A 25862-nucleotide genomic window follows, 5' to 3' on the forward strand; every position below is an offset into this window, starting at 1 on the left:
GGCGAACTGCCATAATTGACCCAAATACCTTTGCAATATTTGGCCCATATGCAAACACTGCAAAATCACTTCCTGCTCGCCATGCCGAGCCTCTCCGATCCCTATTTCGAGCGTTCGCTGGTCTACCTGTGCGAACACAGCGAAGAGGGCGCCATGGGGCTGGTAGTCAACATCCCGGTGGACATGTCGCTGGATGCCATGCTGACCCAGCTCAAGCTGGCGCCGCCCCCCAGCCCCGAGCTCAAACAGCCGGTGCTGCAGGGAGGACCGGTGCACGCCGACCGCGGTTTCGTGCTGCACAGCTTCCGACCCGGCTTCAACTCCACCCTGCAGGTGGGAGACGAGCTCATGGTCACCACTTCCAAGGATATATTGGAAACCCTCGGTACCGAGGAGGCCCCCGCCCACTGGCTGGTGGCGCTCGGGTATGCCGGCTGGAGCGCCGGCCAGCTGGAGCAGGAGCTGGTCGACGGTGCCTGGCTGGTGATCCCGCCCAATCCGGATCTGGTGTTCAAGACCCCGATCCATCAGCGTTGGCAGCAGGCCGCCGCCAGCATAGGGGTCAACCCCATCCATCTATCCAGCGACATCGGCCACAGCTGATGCCGTTTGCCACGCATTTCGCGAGGCATTTTGAGGAATCAATGCAATGTCATCACGCAGTATCATGGGCTTTGACTACGGCACCAAAAGCATAGGGGTAGCCATCGGTCAGGAGCTTACCGGCACGGCCCAACCCCTGCGCGCCATCAAGGCCAACGACGGCATCCCCAACTGGGACGACATCGACAAGCTGCTCAAGGAGTGGCAACCGGATCTGCTGGTTGTCGGCCTGCCGCTCAACATGGACGGCACCGAACAGGAGATCACGGTACGGGCCCGCAAATTCGGCAACCGGCTGCACGGCCGCTTCGGCAAGCAGGTGGAGTTCAAGGACGAGCGGCTCACCACCACGGATGCGCGGGCGCGTCTGTTCGAGCGGGGGGGTTATCGGGCGCTGGAGAAAGGCAGCGTGGACGGAGTCTCCGCCCAGCTGATCCTGGAAGCCTGGATGGAAGAGCAGTACGGTTGACAGACGGGGGAGAGGCAGGTCAATCCTGCCCCTCCCCATGCCTGTATCAGGCCTTGGCCTGTTGCGAGAGCAAATCCTCCCCTTCTTCACCCTGACCGGCATGCATCATGCGGTTGAGCCAGGGCACCATCAGCGCCATCACCACCGCCACCAGCAGCGTCACCAGCCCAATCTTGCCAAACACGTCCGTGTAGATGGGTAGGGTCTGCAGCGGATCGGTGACCCCTTGCGGCACGGCGGTAAAGGTCGCCACATAGCCCCCCAGCAAAGAGGCCATCGCCTGGGTCAGGAACCACATCCCCAGGATAAAACCCATCAGCCGCTGCGGCACCAATGCCGCCACCATCGCCAGCCCCAGGGCGCTGATCATCAGCTCTCCCAGACTCTGGAACAGATAAATGAGCACCATGAACCAGGGTGAGGTGAGCCCCTGTGCATCGGCAAACCAGATGCCGGAAGCCGCCGCGGTGAGAAAGCCGAGGGAGCAGAACAGCATGCCCAGGGTGAACTTGAGGGGCATGGTGAGATCCCGCCCCTTGCTGCCCAGCCGGGTATAGATCATCGCCAGCACCGGGCTGCCTACCACCACCCAGAAGGGGTTGAGCGCCTGAAAGCTGATGGGGTTGACGCTCATCCCCAGCATCTCGTGATGCATGTTGTTGATGGCAAAGAAGTTGAGCGAGGTCGGCATCTGGGCGTAGAGCACGTAGAACACCACGGCTTCCAGCATCAGCACGAAGGCCACGTACATCTTGTTGCGGGCCACCGCATCGAGCTTGAAGGCCTCGCGAAAGAAGAAGATCACCACGGCCAGGGTCACCGTCATCAGCACCATGTTGGCGATCACCACGTGGTGCATCAGCCAGGCGCAGAAGAAGACCAGCGCCACCGATCCCAGCAAGACCAGCAGCAGCTTGCCGTAATCGAGCGGCAGATGGTCGGGCTCGGAGCCGATGTCCCTGACCATGTGACGACAGGCGAAGAAGGTCAGCAGCGCGATGACCAGGCCCACCCCGCACAGGTTGTAGGTCACCGTATAGCCGTAGTGATCGGCGATGACCGGCGCCAGCGACAGCGAGATGAGCGAGCCGATGTTGATCGACATGTAGAACAGGGTGAAGGCCCCATCCAGCCGGGGATCGCCGCGCTCATAGCACTTGGCGAGCAGGCTGGCAGGGTTGGCCTTGAACAGGCAGTTGCCGACCGCGATGGTGCCCAGTGCATAGAAGATGAGGTCGGGATTGTAGATGGACATGCCGGTCATGAAATAGCCGATGACCAGCACGATGGCCCCCAGCACCATGGTGCGCTTGGTGCCCAGCACGTGGTCGCCCACATAGCCGCCCACCGAGATGAGGCCATATACCAGCGCCGAGAAGGCACCGAAGGTGATGAACGACTGCTCCTGTGAAAATCCCAGCTGCTGGACGAAGAACACCGCCAGGATCCCCTGGACGCCGTAATAACCGAAGCGCTCCCAGAGTTCGACGAAGAAGATCATGAAAAAGGGTTTGGGCTGTTGCAACAACCCGGTCGGGGCCGATGGACGCATGCTAACCTACCTGTCTGTATGTATTTTTTTATTTATCAAGGGCCCGCAGCCTACCCGGCCTGGGTCACAAACTTGTTGCTGTGGATCGAGCGACGTGAACAAGGTGCCTGTTGCGCCAGGGTGGACAACCTGCTTCAACACAGTCCATCTCTCCGGCCAGGTCATCGGCGCCGCCATGACTGCTTGCCTGATCGTCGGCGGGCAGACACAGAACCGGGCATCGAACGGACCTTTCTTTCCTGTCGCGACACGCTTTCATCAAAATGGCTCGGCATTTTCGCTTTAAATTAAAAAGCCGAACTATCGTCACTATTTATGATAATCCACCGCAATTTAAGCGAATTAACCACAGATCACACTTGTAACTATACATTGCGTGACATTTTCTAATTCTGGCGGATAAGTTTTTCTCGTGAAAAGAGGTTCACTCGAGACATGCATTCGCTGCCGTTGTGTGTATGAGGTGTCTTCAGATGGCTCACTGCATGGGAGTGTGAGCCTTGCTATGGGGCCTGGGGGAAAACCGTGCGGCGCCCGATACGCCGCCAGGTTCAGGGCGCCAGGGGGCTCGATTCCCGGTGGTAGAGCCGCCGGATCTCGTTGAGCAGCCACATCACCTTGGCATCCTGGTTGTGGCGCTTGTGCCAGAGCAGGATGAAGGTCAACTCCAATTGCTGATAGAGCGCCTCTGGCAGAGGGAGCGGCATGGCCATCAGGTTGGGGTGATATTTGGCGGCATAACCGGCGCAATAGGAGGGAGCCACGGCGATCAGGTCATTGTCGGCCTGGGAGGCAATGTGCAGGGATTGCTCGAAGCTGGAGACCATCACCGGCACTCGGCGTGCCAGCCCCTCGTCTTCCAGCAGCAGATCCAGCCCCCAGGTCTCCAGTACCTCCAGCACCACGCTGCTGTGAGGGCAATCCAGAAAGTGCTCCAGTGACCACTCCTGCAGCAGCAGCGGGTGATCCTTGCGCAGGAAGACCACGGGCCTGTCGCAGAACAGCACCTCATGATCGATGTAGTAAGGCAGATTGCGAAGTTTGAGCTGGGAGCGGCTGTAGCTCTCCCGCACGCAGACGCCGAGATCCGCATCGCCGTTGACGATGTCATCCAGCGAGTTGCGATTCCAGCCCAGCATCTTGACCACGGAGTTGGGATAGGTCCCATGTATGGTCATGGGCAGATCGCTCAGCAGGCTGTTGTAGAAGGGGGACTGCATCACCAGATTAAAGCGGGCGCCATCGGGGATCGCTTCGCTGTTGAGGGCGGCGATCCGCTCGGTGAGCTGGAACCAGACCGTCAACTCCTCTTCCAGGGTCAACGCCAGGTTGGTGGGCTGCAACCCCTTGCGCCCGCGCACGAACAGCGGGTCGGCAAACCACTCCCGCAGCTTGGCGAGCGCCTTGCTCACCGTGGAAGGCGTCACACTGAGCTGTTTGGCCGTGCCCGCCACGCTGCGCTCCGCCATCAGGTATTTGAACACCACCAGCAGATTCAAGTCGAGCTCACTCAGTGTTCGCATGCTTCCCCTCCTCAAGGCCTCCTGTCACGGCACCGCTCATCCGGGCTGCGTGTGCCGCGCCGCAGCTTGCGGCACACCAAATATGCCGGAGGCTCCCTTCACAGGGTACATGGCCGATCATCGCGATGCGATAGCGCCCACCTCCAACCCTCAACAATCGGCGGTTTTACGCCCAGTCAGCGCGGATTGACCAGCCATACCAGGCCATCCAGCTCGGGAAAGCCCACCACCAGCAGCCGGGAGCCATGGTCACTTTTGAAAGTGGCGACATAGCCGAGGGCACTCTCTTTAGCCTTGGCCAGCGCGGCGTTATGGTGATAATCCACCGCCGTCCAATCCGCCCCCTTGGCGGGATCAAATCGGCACCGCTCAAAACCGGTAAACTGCAGACGATCGAAGCGGGTATGGCCGGATGAGATCCCCTCCCCCGTCAGCGTGCATCCGACGGCCAGCAGTTCCATCGTGATGGTTACCTTGTCGCCATTGCGCGTGCTCTCCACATTACCCAGCAGCTCGGTGCCATATCCGTTGTTTGCATGCCAGCTGCCCGTATTGACGCCCCGGGTCTTGAGCTCGGTCAGCACAACCTTGCCCGACCAGGTGGGGTAGCTATCGGTCCCGGTTGCGGCAATATTGAGCTCAATATTGCTGGCCACCCCGACCACCGGGTGTTCAGTGACAATCTGTGGTTGCGCATGTACGGTACGCTCGTAAACGACATCGGCCTGCCGGATAGCCTGGGCTGCAGCAATGCCATTGTCTCTCTCCAGGTAACTCGTACGATGAAGCCGAGCGGTGGCCGGCTTGCTGGTCGTTGTCTCATCCCCGTCGTTCAACCACCACCAACTGGCTACCACGCCGTTATTGGCCCAGGCACTCCAGCGCGGGTAAGTCCCGCCATCTCGTTTTTCATACTGCAGGGCATAACCACTCGGACCGGCCTTACCATCGGCGCTCATGTAATTCGCCTGATAGAGCACAGCGTTGGGCACAGTCACATGTTCCACCTCGAATGATTTGCCCGGCGGTACCGAATTGGCTGGATCAGCCCCTTTATCGTCACTCCCGCCGCATCCATAAAGCGAACCGGCACAGATGCCGGCCAGCAGCAGACCGTTGATCTTCTTCACAAGCCTTTCTCCTTTCTTGTTATATCGTCATCACGCGGCGCAATAGATCCTGGCCGATCGTGGAGTATAAAAACCGTAGGTAATGCCACTGAGCATGGAATCCAGAAAGCTAACGTTTGTCTCAATGCTGATGATATTTTCGACACCATGACAGATGGCTGCCGCATCAACTTTTTCATTCAAGCCAAGGTCGATATCGGAAAAGAAAAAGTGGCTGGTTATCTCGGTGGAATTGACCGGCCTGGCAGAGCCAAGCTCGAACCGCTGCGAGGCATTCACATCAATGACCTGTTTGGCACAGCCACCACTCAGGATCGCCAGAAACAGGACAACGGAATATTTGCCAACAAACATTCATACAACCTTTCATGTGAGGTCAGGAGGAGATACCAAACTTTACAGATAGATACCCGGTGACAGGTACACCAAGAGATGCGACAGCATCGCACATTACAATCAAGTTAATTATCAAATGGCTGTTTTTCAGATACAGACGACACTGGCCATCAACATGCTGCCGGCATGTGACCATTATTTAAAAAGAGATGTAAGAAAATAGCGGTTCAGCCTGTATGCCGGTATATATCCACACGCGGCAAAATATATTTTTATGATGGCGACAAGTATGTCGTTGTGCCCTGTCGCCGTCTATAACAAAAAGAGAAGTCAAAACATTCCATTTCAGACATGATGTTGCACGTTTGTGTGATAAATACAGCTATGCCAACCACCACCAGATCACTGGCTGCGAGGTGGCATCTTTATATTCATTGAATAGGCGAATCGTCACATTGCTTCATTTGGAACATATTCATGTATGCCATTTATCAGACTGCGTGAATATGTTGACGCGCCATATTGTTGCGCAACAAATATCGCACCGAATGGCGCAACAATAAAATCGGGCTCATCTCGTGATGAAAATGCGCCGCAAGGAGGGCGGGCAAACCGGGAAAGCAGGTTCAAGGTGCCCCGACAGGGTGAGGCCATGAGGCAACAACGCCGGGACTTGCCCGGCGTTGTTCTGTATCCATCTCTTGCACCGATCGGGCCGGTTGCCCTTCGCAGCCCCGGCTCAGGGTGCCAGCTGGCTCAAAATGGCATGGGCCGCGCTGACTCTGGCCTCGATGGGATAATTGCGATTGGCCAGCATGACGATGCCGATCCCTTTGGCGGGCACGAAGGCCACGTAGGCGCCGAAGCCACCGGTCGACCCGGTCTTGTTGTAGAGGCGCATAGCCCCGGGCGCGGCTGGCGTCTCGAACTTAGTGACCGGATTGGCCTTGAGGCTCACCGCCGGGGAGTTGCCCGCCAGCAGCGTCTGCTCGCTGACCGGGTAGGCGTAGCTCTCCCAGCCCAGCCCCTGGCTCATCTCCCCTATCCGATAAAAACCGGTGTGGGTCAGGGCGATCGCCTGTTGCAACGCCTTGTCATCAACCCCGCTGATATTGGCCTTCACGAAGGCGAGCAGATCCGCCGAGCCGGTCTTGATGCCGTAGGCCTCGTCGGCCAGCATGCCAGGGTTGACCCTGATGGGTTTGTCCTCCTTCGAGTAGCCGAAGGCGTAGCGAGCCATGGCGGCCTCGGGCACCTGCAGATAGGTGTGCTCCAACCCGAGTGCTGGCAGCAGGGTCTGCTCCATCAACGTGGAAAACGGCTGCTGCAGGCTGCTCGCCGCCAGATGGCCGAACAGGCCGATGCTGGGATTGGAGTATTGGCGCTGGGTTCCCGCCTGATATGGCGGCGTCCAGTGCCGGTAATAGGCCCGCATGGTATCGCTCGAATCAACCTCGTCGGGGAATTGCAGCGGCAGCCCCCCGGCACTGTAGGTGGCAAGTTCCGCCATGGTGATGCCATCGAAGGCGGAGCCCTTGAGCCAGGGTGCGTGCCCGCTCACCTGGTCATCGAGCTTGAAGCCCCCCTTGACCACGGCGTAGGCGCCAAGGGTGGCGGTATAGGTCTTGCTGACCGAGCCAATCTCGAACAGGGTCTGCTCATTGACCTTGGCCCCGGTCGCCACATCGGCCAGCCCGTAGTTGAAGTAGTGGGCCTGCCCCCCCTTCAGCACGGCGACCGCCATGCCCGGGATCCTGTGCTGCTTGAGCACGGGGCGGATGGCGTCATCCACCACCGCCTTCAGCGGATCGACGGGGGCCGCCAGGGAGAGCGGGGCAAGCAGCAGGGTGCCGAGGGCCAGCAGTGGCAGGGCTCTGGTCTGTTTCATGGCAAGAATCTCAGTATGTTCAGGAGCTGCCAGCCTAACCGGCCAGCGTGTGCCAAGCATGAAGCAGGGTGAAGTCTGTGTGAAGTCGCCCACCAAATCATACAGATTCAATGGGTTATCCATGACTTGTCCTCCTTGCCATGCGGCTGGCGTGTAAGCTGTAGGGGCGGCATCACACAGGGAGGCGCACGTGCAGACACAACCACAGATAACCCGGCTGCTGACGGCACTGGAGCAGGTGATCCTCGGCAAGCCGTTGCAGCTCAAGATAGCGCTGGTGACCCTGCTGGCCCGCGGCCACCTGCTGATCGAGGATCTGCCCGGCATGGGCAAGACCACCCTGGCCCATGCCCTGGCGCAGGTGCTGGGGCTCGACTGCCGGCGGGTGCAGTTCACCGCCGATCTGCTGCCGGCCGATCTGCTGGGGCTGCAAATCTTTGATCCCCACCAGCAGCAGTTTCGCTTTCACCCGGGCCCCGTCTTTGCCCAAGTGCTGTTGGCGGACGAGATCAACCGCGCCAGCCCCAAGGTGCAGAGCGCCCTGCTGGAGGCCATGGCCGAAGGCAAGGTGAGCATAGAGGGAGAGAGCCACCCGCTGCCCTCCCCCTTCTTCGTCATCGCCACCCAGAACCCGGCGGATCAGGCGGGCACCTACCCCCTGCCGGAATCCCAGCTCGATCGCTTCGCGGTGCGCCTCTCCCTCGGTTTTCCCACGCTGGAAGCGGAGCGTCGACTGCTGCGCGGGGCCAGCCAGAGCGCACCCCTCGAGCGGCAGCTGAGCGCCGCCGAGCTGGCCGCCCTGCAGGCCGAGGCGACGCAGATCCACCTCTCCGATGCCAGCCTCGACTACCTGCTGGCGCTGGTGCAGCAGAGCCGCTTCGACGCCGACCTGCCGCAACCACTCTCGCCCCGCGCCGCCCAGACCCTGCTGGCGGTGAGCCGGGCCTGGGCGCTGGTGGCGGGCCGCCGCTTCGTCAGCGTGGAAGATGTGCAGGCGGTCTTCCCCTACGTGGCCGAACACAGGCTCAGGGGCAGCTTCGGGGTGCAGCGCGGCGAAGCCTGCCCGCTGAGCCAGCGCCTGCTGGCCCGGGTCGATCCGGATCGCCCCTGATGAACTGGCGCCAGCGCAGGGCCAGGTGGCAACAAGGCTGGCTGGCCCGGCGCATCCCGCCGGCCCGCCAGATCACCCTGCAGGGGCGCTGCCTGTTCATCCTGCCCACCCGGCTCGGCCTCTGGTATCTGCTGTTGATGCTTGCCATCTATCTTCTCGGCACCAACTACCAGAACAACCTGGTGTTGCTGGTGGCCTACGGCCTCGGCAGCCTGTTCATGGTGGCCATGTGGCTCACCCACCGCAACCTGCTGGGGCTGTCTCTGCTGGGGGGGCCCGCCGTGCTGGGAGAGGCGGGCAGCCCCCTGCCCACCCCCATCACGGTGCGCAGCGAACGGCCGCTGCAGGCACTGCAATTTTCCCTCAATGAAGGGCGGCTCTGGCTGGCGCAGGTGGATGCGGTGCCCCAACCCCTGCTCCTGCCGGTGCTGGGCCCCCGGCGCGGACGCCTGCCGCTGGAGAGGCTACGGGTGGAGAGCCGCAACCCCCTCGGCCTGTTTCGCTGCTGGACGCTGCTGGACCTGCAACTGGAAGGCTGGCTCGCCCCCGCCCCCGAGTATGGCCCCCTGCGCGGGGAGGCAGTGGCCGATGCGGCGGGCAACCGGGGGCAGCCTACCTCGGCATCGATGGGGGATTTCGACATGCTGCGGGCCCACCAGAGCGGGGAGCCGCTGAGCCGGGTCGCCTGGAAGCAGCTCGCTCAGGGACGTGGCCTGCTGGTGAAGCAGTTCTGCGAGCCGGGGCAGGACGATACTCACCTCAGCCTGCCGCGGGTCGGCGGGCGGGATCTGGAGCAGCGGCTGGCGGTACTCGCCTGGTGGTGTGACGACTATGCCAAGCGGGGCATTCCCTTCAGCCTGACGCTGGCGGGCCAGACGCTCGGGCCGGACAGCGGCGCCGCCTTTTTGCAGCGCTGCCGGCTGGCGCTGGCCCGCGTCGATGCCGTGGAGCCGCCGCTGGAGACCGACCTCGATGCTGCTCGATAACCGGCGCCTGCTGCCGCTGCTCGCCCTGCTGCAACTGCTGCTGATCCCGGCACTCTGGCCCCAGCTGCAACTCTGGGTGGTGGCCGTTTCACTGCTCACCCTGGGCGGGCGGGCCATGATGCTGTGGCGGGGCTGGCGCCCGCCGCCCGCTGCCGCGCTGGCACTGCTGGCCATGCTGGGTGTGGCGCTGCTTGGCTGGCAGTGGCGCCAGCTCGGCACCCTGCCGGCTCTCATCAACCTGCTCTGGCTCGGCTACGGCCTCAAGCTCATCGAGGTACGGCGAGAGCGGGATGTGGAGCAGGTGCTGCTGCTCGCCTTCTTTCTCGTCGCGCTGGCACTGGTGCAGCGGCAAAGCATGGGGTGGGCCCTGGCGATGACGGGGGCGCTCTGGCTGGCGGTCACCACCTTGCTGGCGGCGGTGCAGCCCCTCGGCCAGCGGCTGTGGCGCCGGGCCGGGCTCATCCTGCTGCTGACCATCCCCCTGCTGCTCACCCTGTTTCTGCTGCTGCCAAGGCTGGCACCGCTGTGGCAGATGCCGAGCAGCAGCCGGGCCCTCTCCGGCCTCTCGGAGGAGGTGGCCCCCGGCGACATCAGCGAGCTGGTCAACTCCTCCGAGCTGGCCTTTCGCATCACCTTCGCCGCTGCGCCGCCCCCGCCGAAGGAGCGCTACTTCCCGCTGATGCGCCAGGAGCTGTTCGATGGCCGGCGCTGGTTGCTCAGCGAGCAGGTGCGCCGCTGGCAACAATCCCAATCCGTGCAGATGCTGCCGGCGGCCAATCCGGCGACCCCGCTGCCGCCCGGTAGCTATCAGGTGATCGCCGAGCCCCAGCGCCTGCGCTGGACCCTGGCTCTGGCCGACCCCGAGGTGTTGAGCGGCCCGGTCACCTTGAGCCCCCTCGCCACCCTCTATCGTCAGGATCGGGGGGATGGCCGCGTCAGTTACCGGGTCAGCACGGCCGCCATGGCGCCACCTGCCGATAACGCTGCCCGTCGCCTCAACCTGCAGTTGCCCGCCGGTGGCAACCCCAAGGCCCGGGCCCACGCCCTGGCGCTCAAGGCTCGCCATCCGACGCCAGAGGCGCTGGCCGCCGCCCTGCTGGGCGAGTTTCGCCAAGGCGACTTCTACTACACCCTGCAGCCGCCGCGGCTGGGACAAGACGCGGTGGATGACTTTCTGTTCGAGAGCCGGCGCGGCTTTTGCGGTCACTACGCCACGGCCACCGCCTTCGTGCTGCGGGCGGCCGGCATCCCGGCCCGGCTGGTGACCGGCTACCTCGGCGGCGAGTGGAATCCGAGGGGCAACTATCTGGAGGTGCATCAGTTCGATGCCCACGCCTGGGTGGAGTATCTGGATGAGCAAAACCGCTGGCAGCGGCTCGATCCCACCGCCGCAGTGGCCCCTCAGCGCATCGAGGGGGGCATGCCGGCGGCCCTTGGCGGCGAGTTCGCCGCCGCTGACCCGCTCTCCTTGCAGCGTTATCGCAACTGGGCCCTGCTCAACCAGCTGCGCTGGTGGGGGGCCAATCTCGATTACCAATGGACCCGCTGGGTGCTCAACTATGATGCCGCCAGCCTGTGGCAGCAGCTGGGACAACGTTGGCCAGTGCTGGCCGGCCATACTCACTGGCTGATCCTGGCCGCCGTGCTGGGGGTGGCCAGCCTGGTGGGTGGCCTGCTGATCTGGCGCGGCCCGACTCCACTGCCCCTGCGGCTATGGCAACCCCTGCGCCGGCGCGCCGCCCGCCATGGCTGGCAGCCCTTGGCGGGGGAGAGCCTGGCCAGCTGGTGTGAGCGCCTCGCCGGCCTCAGACCTGCCTTGGCGCGGCCGCTGCAACAGGGCGCCTGGCTCTACCGGCGCTGGCGTTATGCCCCCTTGTCGGCGGCTCAGCGTCACCGCACCTTGCGCCAGCTGCGACGACGACTGCGCCAGATCTGCCAGCGCTGGGATGCCCGGTACTGACGGCGGTGTAGCGTCAACCCACCTTGCGCCAGCTGCAACGACGGCTGCGCCAAATCTGCCGGCGCTGGGATGCCCGCCACTGACGGCAGTGCAGCGTCAACACACCTTGCACAAGGTGCGGCGACGGTTGCACCAGATCTGCCGGCATTGGGATGCCCACAGCTGACGGCGGTGAAAACAACTCCCAAACGAAAGGGGAGCCAGTGGCTCCCCTTGTTGTCAGACAACGGCGACTGCGAGGCTTATGCCTGCTTGCTGTTTTGCGCCGGATTGTCCCAGATCCCCTCTTCCAGCTGGCTGCGGATCTCGGGGTACTTGTTGGCGTCGAAGGTGGGCACCTTGCCCAGCTTGAGCTGGTCGTTGTAGTCCCGCGCCAGCTTGATGGCCACCCCGGAGAGCAGCAGAATCGCCACCAGATTGACGATGGCCATCAGCCCCATGGAGACGTCCGCCATGGCCCACACCGTCGGCAGCTCGCCCACCGAACCGAACATCACCATGCCCAGCACGAACATCCGGAACAGCATCAGACCGCCCTTGTGGTTGTGCTCGAGGAACACCAGGTTGGTCTCGGCGTAGGAGTAGTTCGCCACGATGGAGGTGAAGGCGAAGAAGAAGATGGCCGCCGCGATGAAGATGTTGCCACCGCCACCGATCTGGGAGGAGAGCGCCCGCTGGGTCAGCTCCACCCCGGTGATGCCGGAGCCCGGTTCAAACTGGCCGGACATCAGGATGATGGCGGCAGTACAGGTACAGATGACGATGGTATCGAGGAACACCCCCAGCATCTGCACGTAACCCTGAGAGGCCGGGTGCGGCGGATAGGGGGTCGCGGTCGCGGCGGCGTTGGGAGCGGAGCCCATACCGGCTTCGTTGGAGAAGAGACCGCGCTTGATGCCGTTGATCATCGCCTGGGAGATGGCGTAGCCCAGTGCACCGGAGCCGGCCTGCTCAAGACCGAAGGCGGACTTGATGATGAGGCTGAATACCCCCGGCAGCTCGCTGATGTTCATGGCGACCACGAACAGCGCCATCAGGATGTAGGCCAGCGCCATGAAGGGCACGACCAGCTCGGCGAAACGGGCGATGCCGCGAATGCCGCCGAAGATGATGAGACCGGAGAGCACCACCAGTGCCAGACCGCTGACCCAGTCGGGGATGCCGAAGGCCACGTTCATAGCCAGGCTGATGGAGTTGGCTTGTACCGCGTTGAACACCAGACCGAACGCCAGGATCAGGCAGAGCGAGAACAGCACCCCCATCCAGCGCATGCCGAGCCCCTTCTCCATGTAGTAGGCGGGGCCGCCACGGTAGTTGCCGTCCTCATCCTTGACCTTGTAGAGCTGGGCCAGGGTGCTCTCGACGAAGGCGGTCGCCATGCCGATGAAAGCGATCAGCCACATCCAGAAGATGGCCCCCGGGCCACCCAGATAGATGGCCACCGCCACCCCGGCCAGATTGCCGGTACCCACGCGGGCGGCAAGGCTGGTACAGAGGGCCTGGAAGGAGGAGATGCCGGCGTTGTCTGATTTGCGGCTGTTGCGCAAGACGGAGAACATGTGGCCGAAGTGGCGGATCTGGATAAAACCCAGGCGGAAGGTGAAGAAGATGCCGACGCCGATGAGCAGGTAGATGAGCACGGCTCCCCACATCAGGTCGTTAATCATTGCGATCAAGGTGTCCATATTTCTCTCGTTGTTATCACATCCATGGCCAGTCTGCGCTGACCCCTTGCTGTCTGTTTCTGAATTTGCGGTTCACTAAAGGGGCGGAATCTAGCATAGCGAGGGAGTTCAGAATAGTGATCGGGATCACTGCGGAAACAAAAAACGAGCGATCCAGTGCATTAAAGCTTCATTTAACTCGCAAAATTTCAACAAAACTGAGAATCCAATCAATCAGCCGACAAATTAGACCCAAAAGAGCACTTTTTGGCAATTATCTACATAGAGGTAGAGCAAGCAGAGAAGGGGGCAAACCATTACGCAAGCGTTTACCCATCCGGGCAACCAAAACCCCTTTGTTTCGCCAAACGTTTTACACGTAATAAAATTTCAAGAGGCTGATCGGACAATTTGTGTGATCGATGCCACAAAACCGATAATCAACCAAAAAAGTTGTTTTTGGTGGCCGCTAGATTCACTCTGGCAAAAAGGATAAAAGTCGTTTTTTATCAAATACTTTTAGCCACTCTTTCCCACTGCGGCCAGGGAGTGGCTGATAAGCATACAGCCCCCCCTATTGCAGGATGAGCCACATCCGTATTAATTAGGCAGGCAATGACGATGGGGCATACCCATCGCGCTTTTCTGAGCCTGAGTCGCCGGGATTTTGTAATTTTATTTCAGAACTGTCGTCTCACGCCCGCCACCCCCGAGCCAGCACCCTCCGCAGGAGAGTGCGCCCTCATAAAGAGATGATATTTGCCATGGCCGATAAATTAACCCAGCTGAAAGCCCTGACCACAGTTGTCGCCGACACCGGTGATATCGAAGCCATCAAGCGCTACCAGCCCATCGATGCCACCACCAACCCCTCTCTGGTGTTGAAGGCATCCGAGATCCCCGAATACGCGGCGCTGATCGAAGACGCCATCAACTGGGCCAAAGCCCAGAGCCAGGACAAGGCACAGCAAATCATCGACGCGGGCGACAAGCTGGCGGTCAACATCGGCCTGGAAGTACTGAAAATCGTCCCGGGCCGCATCTCCACCGAAGTGGACGCCCGTCTCTCCTTCGATACCCAGGCCAGCATCGCCAAGGCCCGCAAACTGATCCGTCTCTACAACGAAGCCGGTATCAGCAATGATCGCATCCTGATCAAGCTGGCTTCCACCTGGGAAGGCATCCGTGCCGCCGAGGTGCTGGAGAAAGAGGGTATCCAGTGCAACCTGACCCTGCTGTTCTCCTTCGCCCAGGCCCGTGCCTGTGCCGAAGCCGGCGCCTTCCTGATCTCCCCGTTCGTCGGTCGCATCCTCGACTGGTACAAGGCCAAGCACAACCGTGACTACACCGCCAGCGAAGATCCGGGCGTGGTTTCCGTCACCTCCATCTACGACTACTACAAGCAGCACGACTACCCGACCGTGGTCATGGGCGCCAGCTTCCGCAACACCGGCGAGATCCTGGAACTGGCCGGCTGCGACCGTCTGACCATTGGCCCGGCCCTGCTGGAAGAGCTGAGCAAGACCGAAGGCGCCGTGGTTCGCAAGCTGAACTACACCGGCGAGCGCAAAGCGAAACCGGCTCCGATGACCGAGGCCGAATTCCGCTGGGAACTGAACCAGGACGCCATGGCCCACGAGAAGCTGGGCGAAGGCATCCGCATGTTTGCTATCGACCAGGGCAAGCTGGAAACCATGCTGGCCAGCCGCCTCTGATGAGAGCCGTCATGAGCCGATGAAAACCGGGTTCCCGCAAGGGAACCCGGTTTTTTTTGGACGCCGGATCCTTGTCATGTGTTCGTCACGAAAACGTTTTATTTTCAATGCCGTTATGTTATACGGATGGTGAAAACGAGAATAACCAAGGAGGGAGCCATGGAAATGTTCAACTTCGAATATGACGATGTAGTTGAGCTCGGTTCACGTAGCCGCGGGACAACGGGAAAGAAACGTAAATGGCGTGAGATTGAGGCGTTGAAAGACAAGCACCGCCTGCAGAAGGAGCTGCAATCCATCGACATCGCCTACGAAGGTCTCTCAGACGAGATCGAACTGTAAAAACAAGGCCCCGGTTAACCGGGGCCTTGTTTTTTAAGAGAGTGTCACCCCTCAGGAAGAGAGCGGCAGCGACAGGCGCTTGGCCAGTGCCTGAAAGTGCTGGCTGATCTCGGGCCCGAACAGGGGATCCCCGATGGCGCGGTTCTGCCAGATCTGTTCGAGGTGACGCCAGTCATCCTCGGTCAGCGAATCGCGCAGATGAGGGAAGATGACCCCCTCCTCGTAGTTCATGTGCGCCTCCTGCAGCGCCACGAACTGCTCCAGCTTGGCGGTAAACTGATCGAGCGGGATCACCGCATCCATCAGGATCATCTCCACCATCTCCTTGAGTTCGGCGCCGGCTTCCAGCAACTTGGCATGCTCAGCCTGCAGCCGGTTGGCGACGTCCCCCTCCACGACCCGGTACTTGAGGTAGTAGTCATAAATGATGTCTTCCTTCGGATGGTGATACTTGTCCGACACCTCCCTCAGGTAATCCACCACATCGCGGATCAGGAAATAGCTGACCCGCTGTTCGTCGCGAATGGCGGCGAGCTTGTGTTTGAGCAGATCCAGCAACCTGGCGATGTTGAGATGGTCCTTGTGCAGACTGGCTAGCATGGGCACTCCTTGCGCTGAAATGAGACGATCCTGTTTCGAGTATACGGTCATTTATCGCGCCAACTTTGCACTCAATCAAGTCATCTGCAGACAAAACAGCGGGTAACGCACAATGCCACCCCCTGTTCATGCCCCCGCTCGCCAGCCGTCGGGCCCCTCACTCGCAGACCGAGTGCCAGTTGATGGGGCTCATCCCCTGCTGGCTCAGCAGCCGGTTGGTTTCGGAGAAGTGGCCGCAGCCGATGAAGCCGCGATGAGCAGAGAGCGGGCTGGGATGCGGCGCGCTCAGCACATGATGACGCTGCCTGTCGATGAAGCGACCCTTCTTCTGGGCATGGGCGCCCCACAGCAGGAAGACCACTCCCTGACAGCTGGCATTGATCTGCTCGATGACCCGGTCGGTGAAGGTCTCCCAACCCAGATGGGCATGGGAGTGGGCCTGGCCCGCCTGGACCGTCAGCACGGTATTGAGCAGCAGCACCCCCTGTTTGGCCCAGGACTCCAGAAAGCCGTGACTGGGTGTGACAAAACCCGGCAGATCCCGCTGCATCTCCTTGTAGATGTTGACCAGCGAGGGGGGCGTGCGCACCCCCGGCAACACCGAGAAGCAGAGACCGTGCGCCTGATTGGGGCCGTGATAGGGGTCCTGACCCAGGATCACCACCTTGACCTGATCCAGCTCGGTCAGCTTGAAGGCATTGAACACGTCGGTCGCTGGCGGATAGATCACCTTGCCCGCCTCCCGCTCACTCCTGACGGTCGCCAGGGTCGCCTTGAAATAGTCCTGCTCCTTCTCGGAGCCAATTACATCAGTCCAGGTCTGCACCCCAATCTCCTCATTGAATCTGTCCGGATGGACGCCCTGTAACCCCGTGCAGGGTCACACCGCCTGATGCGGGTCGGCGCGCCACCATCCTCGATGAATACGGCGGGTTTTGCGGCATGCGGCTTGGCCCATGCCGGGCCATGCGAGCAAGCACGCCGCCATCCTCGCTGAATGCGGCAAGACATGGTGCTGGGCCCAGTGCTGGCGTCACCATGCCCTCATTAATGCGGCAAGGGGCTCAGGATAGGGGGCCAGCCCCCGGGACGCAACCTTGGCACCCTCTTCCGAGTCCCCTTGCCCCGAATGGCAACTGCATCGCAACGGTATGACAACCTCCCGCGCACCCAGCTCTCCCGGCCACTGCGGGCAGCGGGGTCATGATGACCGTAGCAATCGCTCGACTGAGACAGCCTTATGCCAGGGCAACCTTATATAGCAGTGTGAGCAGCATAGAGAGGGCAAACCTGGCACCTTCACCGCAGGCTTGGCCCTGATGCCCCCACAGAGGAGATGAGGTCGGCTCATGCATGACACAAACCTTAAAACATGTAGTTAAATTACTAGATTTAATTAATAGAAGATGCATAATTCAGATATCTTACATAATCAGAAAAATGACCTCTTTTTGATTAATCTCAATAATTTAATCCCTTCTTGCTCGCGCAAACCGCGCATTTTTTGATTTAGATCAATTTTCGTAATATTACCATCGTGGTATATATGACCCAACAAAGTAAAGGTGTAAGGCAAGGGCCCTTTAAATCATCCCGGTGGTTTAAATACATCAGGGTAATTTCCTTACAGTTGAATCCGCTTTCCTATGAGGAGTCATACCATGATCAAGGGCATCCAAATCACCCAGTCTGCCAACGCCGCTCTGCTGAACTCGTTCTGGCTGCTGGACGAAGAGAAGCAACAGGCTCGTTGCATCTGCGCCAAAGGCGACACCTTCGCCGCCGATCAGGAAGTCAGCGTCTCTGACCTGGGCCAGTTCGAATACCGTGAACTGCCGGTACAAGCCGAGCCGGCTGTCGAAGGTGGCCAGCACCTGAACGTCAACGTCCTGCGTCGCGAGACCCTGGAAGACGCCATCGCCAACCCGGAAAAGTACCCGCAGCTGACCATCCGTGTCTCCGGCTACGCCGTGCGCTTCAACGCACTGACCCCGGAACAGCAGCGTGATGTGGTGACCCGTACCTTCACCCAGAGCCTGTAAGTCGCTCTGCACCAACCGGTATCATGAAAAACGGCCCAAACGGGCCGTTTTTTTATGGCTTGAATTCACCTACCCGCGTTGGCGGTCCTTGCTCGACAGGCTGGCAGCGCACGGTGCGGGCATCGGCGGCTCAATGCTGATCCAGCTTCACGACTTGCGGCGGGTTGCTCAGCGCCTCGTGCATCTGCTGCTCATTGAGCTGATCGCAGTAACGGGCCACCACCAGGGTTGCCACCCCGTTGCCGATGAGGTTGGTCAGGGCACGGGCCTCCGACATGAAGCGATCGATGCCGAGGATCAGCGCCAGCCCGGCCAGCGGCAGGTGGCCCACCGCCGAGATGGTGGCCGCCAGCACGATGAAGCCGCTGCCGGTCACCCCGGCGGCTCCCTTCGAGGAGATGAGCAGCACCACCAGCAGGGTGATCTGCTGGAACAGATCGAGCGGGGTGTTGGTGGCCTGAGCGATAAAGATGGCCGCCATGGTCAGATAGATGGAGGTGCCGTCCAGGTTGAAGGAGTAACCGGTCGGGATCACCAGCCCCACCACCGACTTCTTGCAGCCGAGCGCCTCCATCTTCACCAGCATGCGCGGCAATACGGATTCAGAAGAGGAAGTTCCCAGCACGATCAGCAGCTCTTCCCGGATATAGGAAATAAAGCGCAGGATGCTGAATCCATTCGCTCTGGCAATACTGCCCAGCACCAGGAAAATAAACAGCAGGCAGGTCATGTAGAAACAGGCAATTAATTGTCCGAGCTGAACCAGCGAGCCGATACCATATTTCCCAATGGTAAAGGCCATCGCACCAAATGCCCCAACCGGTGCCAGCCGCATGATCATGTTGATGATCCCGAAAATAACCTGGGAGAAGCTGTCGATGACATTGAATATCACTTTGCCCTTCTCGCCGATATGGTGCAGGGAGAAGCCGAACAGCACCGCAAATAACAGCACCTGCAGAATGTTGCCACTGGCGAAGGCGCCGATCACGCTGCCCGGGATCACGTCCAGCAGGAAGGGGATGATGCCCTGAGCCTTGGCCTGCTCGGCGTAGGCGGAGATGGCGCTGGCGTCCAGCGTGGCGGGGTCGACGTTCATGCCCGCCCCCGGTTGCAGCAGGTTGACCACGCACAGCCCGATGATGAGGGCGATGGTGCTGACCACTTCAAAATAGAGCAGCGCGATGGCGCCGGTTTTACCCACCGCTTTCATGCTCTCCATGCCGGCAATACCGGTCACCACCGTGCAGAATATAACCGGGGCGATGATCATTTTGATTAATTTAACGAAACCATCCCCCAGCGGTTTCATGTCCGCACCGAGGTCGGGATATATATGTCCCAGAATGACCCCGAGGGTGATCGCTAACAACACCTGAAAGTACAGGCTGCTGACTATTCTTTTCTGCATTCTTAACGTCCTGTCAATTTAATGAGATGTGTCATGGCAGAAATACGCATGCAGCAATCCGTGACGAAATAGTGTTATCTCGCCAGGTTCGTGCCGTTCCCTCATCACAACAGGGGTTACTTTCCCATGTTAAAAAAAGCAATTAATAGACATCAATCACACAACAGATTTAACAACATTAACACCACGGAAACCTGGCTGTATTTATTCTGCGATTGATTTATGCTGCCCAAAGAAATAAAAACAGGCCGCAAACAAAAATGCCCCGCAGTGCGGGGCATTTTTATTGGGCCAGCGGGGCCTGACTCAGATGGAAGTATCGAGCGGCTCGAAGCCCTTGATGAGATCGTCGATGGCCTTCATCTGCTTGAGGAAGCCTTCCAGCTTCTCCAGCGGCAGCGCGCTCGGGCCGTCGCAACGGGCAATCTTGGGGTCCGGGTGAGATTCAATGAACAGACCGGCCAGACCGACCGCCATGCCGGCACGGGCCAGCTCGGTCACCTGCTCGCGGCGACCGCCGGAGGCAGCGCCCATGGGATCGCGGCACTGCAGGGAGTGGGTCACGTCGAAGATGACCGGGTAGCCGCCGGTGCTCTTCTTCATCACGCCCAGCCCCAGCATGTCCACCACCAGGTTGTCATACCCGAAGTTGGCACCGCGCTCGCACAGGATCAGACGGTCGTTGCCGCACTCCTCGAACTTGTCGGTGATGTTCTTCATCTGGCTTGGGCTCAGGAACTGCGGCTTCTTGATGTTGATGACGTTGCCGGTGCGGGCCATGGCCTCCACCAGATCGGTCTGGCGCGCCAGGAAGGCGGGCAGCTGAATGACGTCGACCACCTCGGCCACCGGTTTGGCCTGATGGGGCTCATGCAGATCGGAGATGACCGGCATGCCGAAGGTCGCTTTCAGCTCCTGGAAGATCTTCATCCCCTCTTCCAGACCCGGACCGCGGTAGGAGTGGATGGAGGAGCGGTTGGCCTTGTCCCAGCTCGCCTTGAACACAAACGGGATACCCAGCTTGGAGGTCACTTCCACGTACTTCTCGCACACCGCCATCGCCATGTCGCGCGATTCCAGCACGTTCATGCCGCCGAACAACACGAACGGTTTGTCGTTGGCAACGTCGATGCCATTGACCTTGATATTCTTCTGTTCCATCTCAGGCTTCCTTAGGTAAAAGGGCTTGCAGGGCTTGAATCCACATCCGGCCGCGCTGCCCAAAGCAGCGCGACCTCGATACTCGTCTGTTGCATCTCCCATGCCTTGCATGCAACGGCATGGGACTCTTCATTCGGCCAGTGCCTCGCCATGCAGCGGGGCCGTTACCCGCCCCTCAGTGGAGGGGCTTGGGGCTCAGATCCAGTGCGGCCAGCTGGGCCTTGAGCACGTCGGCCACCGGATCGTCCGGGCACTGTTCAATAAAGTATTCAAAATCGTCGGCGGCAAAGCGCGGGCAGTCGAGCTGCTCGTAGATGAAGCCGCGATCCCGTGTCTCCAGCGGGTCGCCGGGCTTCATCCGCAGCAGCAGTTCGCTGCAGCGCAGCGCCTCGGTCATCCGGTCTTCCCGCAGCAAAGCGCCCTTGCTGACGTTGAGCAGCCGCTCGATGATCTCCCACTGGCCGGCAGGCTGCAGGTGATCCGAACTGAGGGTGGCCAGGTTGCCGAGGGCCCCGCGCAGCAGCAGCTCGATGTGGTGCAGGCTCAGCTCGTCACCGGTGAAGGGGTCCACATAGACCTCTCCCTCGCTGCCGGCAAAACTCACCAGGAAGTGGCCGGGGAAGCAGATCCCCTCCACGTCCAGCCCGAGCTTGCGCCCCAGCTGAATGATGAGGATGCCAAGGCTGACCGGGATGCCCTGCTTGCGGGCCAGAACCTCGGCCAGATCGCAGTTGGCCACCGAGAAGTAGTCCTGCCAGTCGCCGTGAAACCCTAGGGTCTGGTAGAAGCCCTGCAGCAGCTGGCGGCGCACCTGGTCGCAATCCCCTTCCTCGATGGCCTCGTCCAGCCAGGCGTCGAGCCGGGCCAGCTCAGCCGTCCCGCGGCCGCTGATGCCATGGATCTCGTCACTCACCGACAGCGCCAGCTCGGCGATGTCATGGGCTTCGAAATCGGTCCATTCGTCTACGCGTATCATCGTCATCATCCTTAACCGAACAGGCTGGCCTGCTTGTAGACGGCCAGCTTGGCGATGAAGAAGACCCAGCCGAGGGCTCCCAGAAACGCAAACCAGCGGATGCCGTTACTGCGGGCCAGGCGCAGTGCCATCATGGCCAGAAAGGCCACCACCAGGATGGCGGTCAGCTTTTCGCTGAGCCAGGGGGTGGCGTTGTTGAGCGGGTTGAGATCCAGCACCATGCACAGCAGCACGCCGGAGAGCACCACCAGGCCGTTGAGCCAGCCGCTCAACCTGAGGGTACGGGTGCTGGCCGCGCGGCTCGAGCCGGTCTGCAGCCAATAGAAGCGCAACATGAACATCAGCACGGCCAAGCCGATCAGCAGCAGGTGCAGATGTTTGATAGCAAAATACATAACGTGTCCTTGAACAAAGGCAGGTCCGGCCTGCCCGTCATCATCACTGAGCCAGCCGCCCCAGGGTCACCCGCTCGTTATCGCCGTAATCGCGCACGGTTTCCACCTGAAGGTAGCCCTGTTGCAGCAGGAGTTGACGCACCGCCTCCCCCTGCTGCCAGCCATGCTCCAGCAACAGCCAGCCGCCCGGCAGCAGATGGGCCGGCGCGCCCGCCACGATCAGCCGGATGTCGGCCAGCCCTTGCTCGTCCGCCACCAGGGCGGAGCGGGGTTCGAAGCGCACGTCCCCCTCATCGAGGTGCGGATCCGCCCCGTCGATGTAGGGCGGGTTGGAGACGATCATGGCAAAGCGCGGCGCCTTGCTTGACGAAGGCTCGACCAGCGGCTCAAACCAGCTGCCGTCGCGCACCTCGATGGGCAGGCCAAGGGCGGCGCTGTTGGCACGGGCCAGGGCTGCCGCTGCCGGCATCCTGTCCACCGCCCATACATCGGCATCGGGTCGCTCCGACTTGAGCGCCAGGGCAATGGCGCCGGTGCCGGTGCCCAGATCCAGCACGGCGCAGGGGCCTGCGGGCAGCCGCCCCAGCGCCTGCTCGACCAGCACCTCGGTATCGGGGCGCGGGATCAGGGTGGCCGGGCTCACCTTGAGCGGCAGCGACCAGAACTCCCGCTCGCCGATCAGGTGGGCGATGGGTTCGCCATTGAGACGGCGTTCGAGCCAGCCCTGCAGGGTCGCCAGCTGGGCGGCATCGAGCTCGCGCTCCGGCCAAGTCATCAAGTAGCTGCGCCGACACTCCAGCAGATGGCAGAGCAGCGCATCGGCATCGGCGCGGGGGGATTCCCCCCCTGCCAGGGTCGCCATGATGTGGGCGCGAGCCTGCTGGATCTGCATCAGTTGCTCTCGGCCAGGGAGGCGAGCTGATCGGCCTGGTACTCCTGGATCATCGGGCTGATGACGCAGTCCAGGTCCCCTTCCATGATCTCGCCGAGACGATAGAGGGTGAGGTTGATGCGATGCTCGGAGAGGCGCCCCTGCGGGTAGTTGTAGGTGCGGATACGCTCGGAGCGATCTCCCGACCCCACTAGGTTGCGGCGGGTGCTCTGCTCGGCGGCGCGGTGGCGCTCATCCTCGGCCGCCTGCAGACGGGCGGAGAGCACCGACATCGCCTTGGCGCGGTTCTTGTGCTGGGAGCGCTCATCCTGGCACTCCACCACCAGCCCGGTGGGCAGGTGGGTGATGCGGATGGCGGAGTCGGTCTTGTTGACGTGCTGACCGCCGGCCCCGGAGGCGCGGAAGGTGTCGATCTTCAGCTCCGAGGGGTTGATCTCGATCTGCTCGGCTTCCGGCACTTCCGGCAACACGGCGACGGTACAGGCGGAGGTGTGCACCCGACCCTGGGATTCGGTTTCCGGCACCCGCTGCACCCGGTGACCACCGGATTCAAACTTGAGGCGACCGTAGACGTGCTCGCCCTCCACCTTGGCGATAACCTCCTTGTAGCCGCCATGCTCGCCATCGTTGCAGCTGACGATGGAAACCCGCCAGCCCTGGCGCTCGGCGTAGCGCGAATACATGCGAAACAGATCGCCCGCAAAGATCGCCGCCTCGTCACCACCGGCACCGGCGCGGATCTCCAGATAGCAGTTGTTGTCATCCTTGGGGTCGCGCGGCAGCAGCATCACCTGCAGCGCCTGCTCCTGCTCCTCGAAGGTCGCCTTGGCCAGCGGCAGCTCCTCCTGCGCCATCTCGCGCAGGTCGGCATCATCCTCTTCCAGCATCTGGCGGGTGGCGTCCAGGTTCTCTTCGGCCTGGCGGAATTGCTGGAAAGCGTGAACGATATCTTCCAGCTGGGCATATTCCCGGGTCAGGGCGCGGTAGCGATCCTGATCCGCGGCCACGTCCGGCTCGCCGAGCATGGCCTGTACTTCTTCGTGGCGCTCGATGAGGCCTTCCAGCTTTCTGATCAGTGACGGGTTCATAAATCTTGTGTTCTCGATGGAGGACGGGACGACCGGCTGGTCGCCCCAAAACTATGACTCTTGTGACAACCCCAGCATCTGGCGCAACTGGGCCAGCTGGTGGTGATCCCCCTGGGCCGCGGCATGGCGCAGGGCCTGGGTCGGTGCGTGGATCAACTTGTTGGTGAGGCGGTGGGCCAGCGCCTTGAGCGCCTGCTCGGCATTCTCGCCCTGCTGCAGGGCCAACAGGGCGCGCTGCAGCTCTTCGTCGGCCACCTGTTGGGACTGGTGGCGGTAATCGCGGATGAGATCCACCGAGTGCTGGCTGCGATACCAGCCCATGAAGTCGTCGCGCTCTTCCTGCACGATGAGCTCGGCCTCGGCGGCGGCCCGTTTACGGGTCTCGAGATTCTGCTCGATGATGCCCTGCAGGTCGTCCACCGTGTAGAGATAAGCGTCCGAGAGCTCGTCCACCTCCGCCTCGATGTCGCGGGGCACGGCGATGTCCACCAGGAACATGGGCTTGAAGCGGCGGGCCTTGAGGGCGCGCTCCACCATGCCCTTGCCGATGATGGGCAGGGGGCTCGCGGTAGAGCTGATGACGATGTCCGCCTCGTGCAGGTAGTCCGGGATCTCTTCCAGGGTCATCACCTGGGCGCCGAACTCCTCGGCCAGCAGCTGGGCCCGCTGCAGGGTGCGGTTGGCCACCATCATCTGGGTGACGTTCTGCTCGCGCAGGTGGCGGGCCACCAGTTCGATGGTCTCGCCGGCGCCGACCAGCAGCACCTTGGTCTGGGAGAGATCGGAGAAGATCCGCCGCCCCAGGCTCACTGCGGCAAAGGCCACCGATACGGCGCTGGCGCCGATCTCGGTATCGGTACGCACCCGCTTGGCCACCGAGAAGGATTTCTGGAACAAACGCTCCAGCGATCCCTTCACCGCCTCGGACTGCTGGGCATGGGCGTAGGATTGCTTGATCTGCCCCAGGATCTGCGGCTCTCCCAGCACCAGGGAGTCGAGCCCGCAGGCCACCCGCATCAGGTGACGGACCGCCTCCTCGTCCTGATGCTGGTAGATGGCGGAGACCACCTCGGCCGCATCCAGACCGTGGAAACGCTGCAGCCACTGCAACACCTGCTCGCCCTGCCCCTGCGCCAGGCTGCAGTAAAGCTCGGTGCGGTTGCAGGTCGAGACGATCACCGCCTCGCTTACACCGGGTTGGGCGACCAGCTCACGCAAGGCGCGATCGATGCAGTCCGGGCCGAAGGCGACCCGCTCCCGCAAGGCGACACTGGCGGTGTTGTGGTTGATTCCGAGGGCAAGCAAACTCATGAGTGGGCGTGGATCGTATCTGTGCGCTGGGAGTAAAGGCTGCCAATTGTACGAGAAAGGGTAAGTCTTTAAAAGCAATACGGCCGCCCCGTATACTGTGGCAAATCACCTTTTCCGGAGCATGACCTTGTTGTTGCGTCTTTTCACCCTTGGCTGCCTGCTGTTGCTGGCCGGTTGCGCCACTACCCAACCCCAGCGTGATCAGGTCAACTGGCAGCAGGAACGTACCCGCCTCGAGCAGCTCAGCCACTGGCAGCTGTCCGGCAAGATGGCCATCATCACCGCCCAGCAGAAGGGCAGCGCCCGGGTCAACTGGCAGCAGGATGGCGACGACTACCGCCTCAACCTCACCAGCCTGATCGGCACTCACATCCTCGAGCTCTCCCGCAGCAAGGGCGAGATCACCCTGATCGACAACGAGGGCAACCCGCACCAGAGCCAGGATGCCGAGGCGCTCATCTATCAGCTCACCGGCTGGAACATTCCGGTGGCCGGGTTGCCGGAGTGGATCAAGGGCTTGCCGGGCCAGGCCGAATTCGAGCTCAACCCCGACCGCAGTCTGGCCAGCGTCCGTGACGGTCAGTGGCAGATCGTCTATGGCGACTACCGGGATCAGGACGGCTACCGCCTGCCGCACCTGCTCACCATGACCGGCCAGGGCAGTCGCCTCAAGCTGCAGATCAACCAGTGGACCATCACCCGCTGAT

Annotated in this window: 24 protein-coding genes; 9 read left to right on the forward strand and 15 right to left on the reverse strand. The window is 61.4% G+C overall.

The features are described 5' to 3' along the window. Positions 1-48 precede the first annotated feature (48 nt). Both AHA_RS15835 and ruvX read left to right on the forward strand, forming a co-directional pair. Complete coding sequence (locus AHA_RS15835) at positions 49-603, forward strand: YqgE/AlgH family protein (RefSeq protein WP_016351591.1); 555 nt, start codon at positions 49-51, stop codon at positions 601-603. A gap of 46 nt (positions 604-649) precedes the next feature. Next, positions 650-1072 carry a Holliday junction resolvase RuvX gene (gene ruvX, locus AHA_RS15840; protein ID WP_011706917.1) on the forward strand — a complete coding sequence of 141 codons (423 nt, stop codon included), beginning with the start codon at positions 650-652 and terminating at the stop codon, positions 1070-1072. A gap of 46 nt (positions 1073-1118) precedes the next feature. On the opposite strand, the gene dtpB is transcribed toward ruvX, so the two are convergent. The 5 genes from dtpB to AHA_RS15865 form a co-directional block, all read right to left on the reverse strand. Continuing rightward, a complete protein-coding gene (gene dtpB, locus AHA_RS15845) occupies positions 1119-2624 on the reverse strand; it encodes a dipeptide/tripeptide permease DtpB (RefSeq protein ID WP_011706918.1) in 1506 nt (501 codons plus the stop codon). 551 nt (positions 2625-3175) lie between these two features. Then, positions 3176-4147: an HTH-type transcriptional regulator YidZ gene (gene yidZ, locus AHA_RS15850; RefSeq protein ID WP_011706919.1), complete on the reverse strand. Its 972-nt coding sequence runs from the start codon at positions 4145-4147 to the stop codon at positions 3176-3178. Positions 4148-4323: 176 nt separating this feature from the next. Further along, entirely contained in the window at positions 4324-5277 is a 954-nt protein-coding gene (locus AHA_RS15855) for a hypothetical protein (RefSeq protein WP_164927714.1), read from the reverse strand. Positions 5278-5307: 30 nt separating this feature from the next. Continuing rightward, on the reverse strand, positions 5308-5631 hold the full coding sequence (locus AHA_RS15860) for a Bor/Iss family lipoprotein (RefSeq protein WP_043121263.1): 324 nt from the start codon (positions 5629-5631) through the stop codon (positions 5308-5310). Between the two features lie 721 nt (positions 5632-6352). Continuing rightward, positions 6353-7501 (reverse strand): cephalosporin-hydrolyzing class C beta-lactamase CepS, encoded by a 1149-nt coding sequence (locus tag AHA_RS15865; protein ID WP_063843235.1) that lies wholly within the window; start codon positions 7499-7501, stop codon positions 6353-6355. 190 nt (positions 7502-7691) lie between these two features. Here AHA_RS15865 and AHA_RS15870 point away from each other — a divergent pair, with 190 nt between their 5' ends. From AHA_RS15870 to AHA_RS15880, 3 genes are read left to right on the forward strand one after another with little or no spacing between them, the layout of a single operon-like run. After that, positions 7692-8612 (forward strand): AAA family ATPase, encoded by a 921-nt coding sequence (locus AHA_RS15870; RefSeq protein ID WP_011706922.1) that lies wholly within the window; start codon positions 7692-7694, stop codon positions 8610-8612. After that, on the forward strand, positions 8612-9598 hold the full coding sequence (locus tag AHA_RS15875) for a DUF58 domain-containing protein (protein WP_011706923.1): 987 nt from the start codon (positions 8612-8614) through the stop codon (positions 9596-9598). Before AHA_RS15870 ends, AHA_RS15875 begins: the two co-directional genes overlap by 1 nt. Next, the gene (locus AHA_RS15880) at positions 9585-11558 is read left to right on the forward strand and encodes a transglutaminase TgpA family protein (RefSeq protein WP_011706924.1); all 1974 of its coding nucleotides are present in this window, start codon (positions 9585-9587) and stop codon (positions 11556-11558) included. Before AHA_RS15875 ends, AHA_RS15880 begins: the two co-directional genes overlap by 14 nt. A 242-nt stretch (positions 11559-11800) precedes the next feature. Here the strand turns inward: AHA_RS15880 and AHA_RS15885 are convergent, their stop codons facing one another. Next, positions 11801-13243, reverse strand: coding sequence for an alanine/glycine:cation symporter family protein (locus AHA_RS15885; RefSeq protein ID WP_011706925.1), 1443 nt, complete (start codon positions 13241-13243; stop codon positions 11801-11803). 743 nt (positions 13244-13986) lie between these two features. Between AHA_RS15885 and tal the strand changes: the two genes are divergently transcribed. Together tal and AHA_RS15895 are read left to right on the forward strand one after the other, a co-directional pair. Beyond that, positions 13987-14937, forward strand: coding sequence for a transaldolase (tal, locus tag AHA_RS15890; RefSeq protein ID WP_016351598.1), 951 nt, complete (start codon positions 13987-13989; stop codon positions 14935-14937). A gap of 159 nt (positions 14938-15096) precedes the next feature. Next, positions 15097-15279 (forward strand): DUF3545 family protein, encoded by a 183-nt coding sequence (locus tag AHA_RS15895; protein ID WP_016351599.1) that lies wholly within the window; start codon positions 15097-15099, stop codon positions 15277-15279. 51 nt (positions 15280-15330) lie between these two features. On the opposite strand, the gene AHA_RS15900 is transcribed toward AHA_RS15895, so the two are convergent. Next, positions 15331-15879 (reverse strand): hemerythrin domain-containing protein, encoded by a 549-nt coding sequence (locus tag AHA_RS15900; protein WP_011706927.1) that lies wholly within the window; start codon positions 15877-15879, stop codon positions 15331-15333. Positions 15880-16036: 157 nt separating this feature from the next. Continuing rightward, the gene (gene ung / locus AHA_RS15905) at positions 16037-16705 is read right to left on the reverse strand and encodes a uracil-DNA glycosylase (protein ID WP_011706928.1); all 669 of its coding nucleotides are present in this window, start codon (positions 16703-16705) and stop codon (positions 16037-16039) included. Positions 16706-17540: 835 nt separating this feature from the next. On the opposite strand from ung, the gene grcA reads away from it, so the two are divergent. Continuing rightward, a complete protein-coding gene (grcA, locus tag AHA_RS15910) occupies positions 17541-17921 on the forward strand; it encodes an autonomous glycyl radical cofactor GrcA (protein WP_011706929.1) in 381 nt (126 codons plus the stop codon). 130 nt (positions 17922-18051) lie between these two features. Here grcA and AHA_RS15915 read toward each other — a convergent pair whose 3' ends face one another. The 7 genes from AHA_RS15915 to hemA form a co-directional block, all read right to left on the reverse strand. Then, entirely contained in the window at positions 18052-19332 is a 1281-nt protein-coding gene (locus AHA_RS15915; RefSeq protein ID WP_011706930.1) for a dicarboxylate/amino acid:cation symporter, read from the reverse strand. A gap of 306 nt (positions 19333-19638) precedes the next feature. Beyond that, entirely contained in the window at positions 19639-20493 is an 855-nt protein-coding gene (gene kdsA, locus AHA_RS15920) for a 3-deoxy-8-phosphooctulonate synthase (protein ID WP_011706931.1), read from the reverse strand. A gap of 175 nt (positions 20494-20668) precedes the next feature. Next, the gene (locus tag AHA_RS15925; protein WP_011706932.1) at positions 20669-21469 is read right to left on the reverse strand and encodes a SirB1 family protein; all 801 of its coding nucleotides are present in this window, start codon (positions 21467-21469) and stop codon (positions 20669-20671) included. Between the two features lie 11 nt (positions 21470-21480). After that, positions 21481-21864 carry a SirB2 family protein gene (locus tag AHA_RS15930; RefSeq protein ID WP_011706933.1) on the reverse strand — a complete coding sequence of 128 codons (384 nt, stop codon included), beginning with the start codon at positions 21862-21864 and terminating at the stop codon, positions 21481-21483. Positions 21865-21907: 43 nt separating this feature from the next. Then, positions 21908-22756, reverse strand: a complete 849-nt coding sequence (gene prmC / locus AHA_RS15935; protein ID WP_011706934.1) for a peptide chain release factor N(5)-glutamine methyltransferase — start codon at positions 22754-22756, stop codon at positions 21908-21910. Next, positions 22756-23844, reverse strand: a complete 1089-nt coding sequence (gene prfA, locus AHA_RS15940) for a peptide chain release factor 1 (protein ID WP_011706935.1) — start codon at positions 23842-23844, stop codon at positions 22756-22758. Before prfA ends, prmC begins: the two co-directional genes overlap by 1 nt. A gap of 51 nt (positions 23845-23895) precedes the next feature. Next, positions 23896-25155: a glutamyl-tRNA reductase gene (gene hemA, locus AHA_RS15945; RefSeq protein ID WP_164927715.1), complete on the reverse strand. Its 1260-nt coding sequence runs from the start codon at positions 25153-25155 to the stop codon at positions 23896-23898. 121 nt (positions 25156-25276) lie between these two features. Between hemA and lolB the strand changes: the two genes are divergently transcribed. After that, positions 25277-25861, forward strand: a complete 585-nt coding sequence (gene lolB, locus AHA_RS15950) for a lipoprotein insertase outer membrane protein LolB (RefSeq protein ID WP_011706937.1) — start codon at positions 25277-25279, stop codon at positions 25859-25861. Position 25862 lies beyond the last annotated feature (1 nt).

It is taken from the genome of Aeromonas hydrophila subsp. hydrophila ATCC 7966 (assembly GCF_000014805.1).
Lineage (GTDB): Bacteria > Pseudomonadota > Gammaproteobacteria > Enterobacterales > Aeromonadaceae > Aeromonas > Aeromonas hydrophila.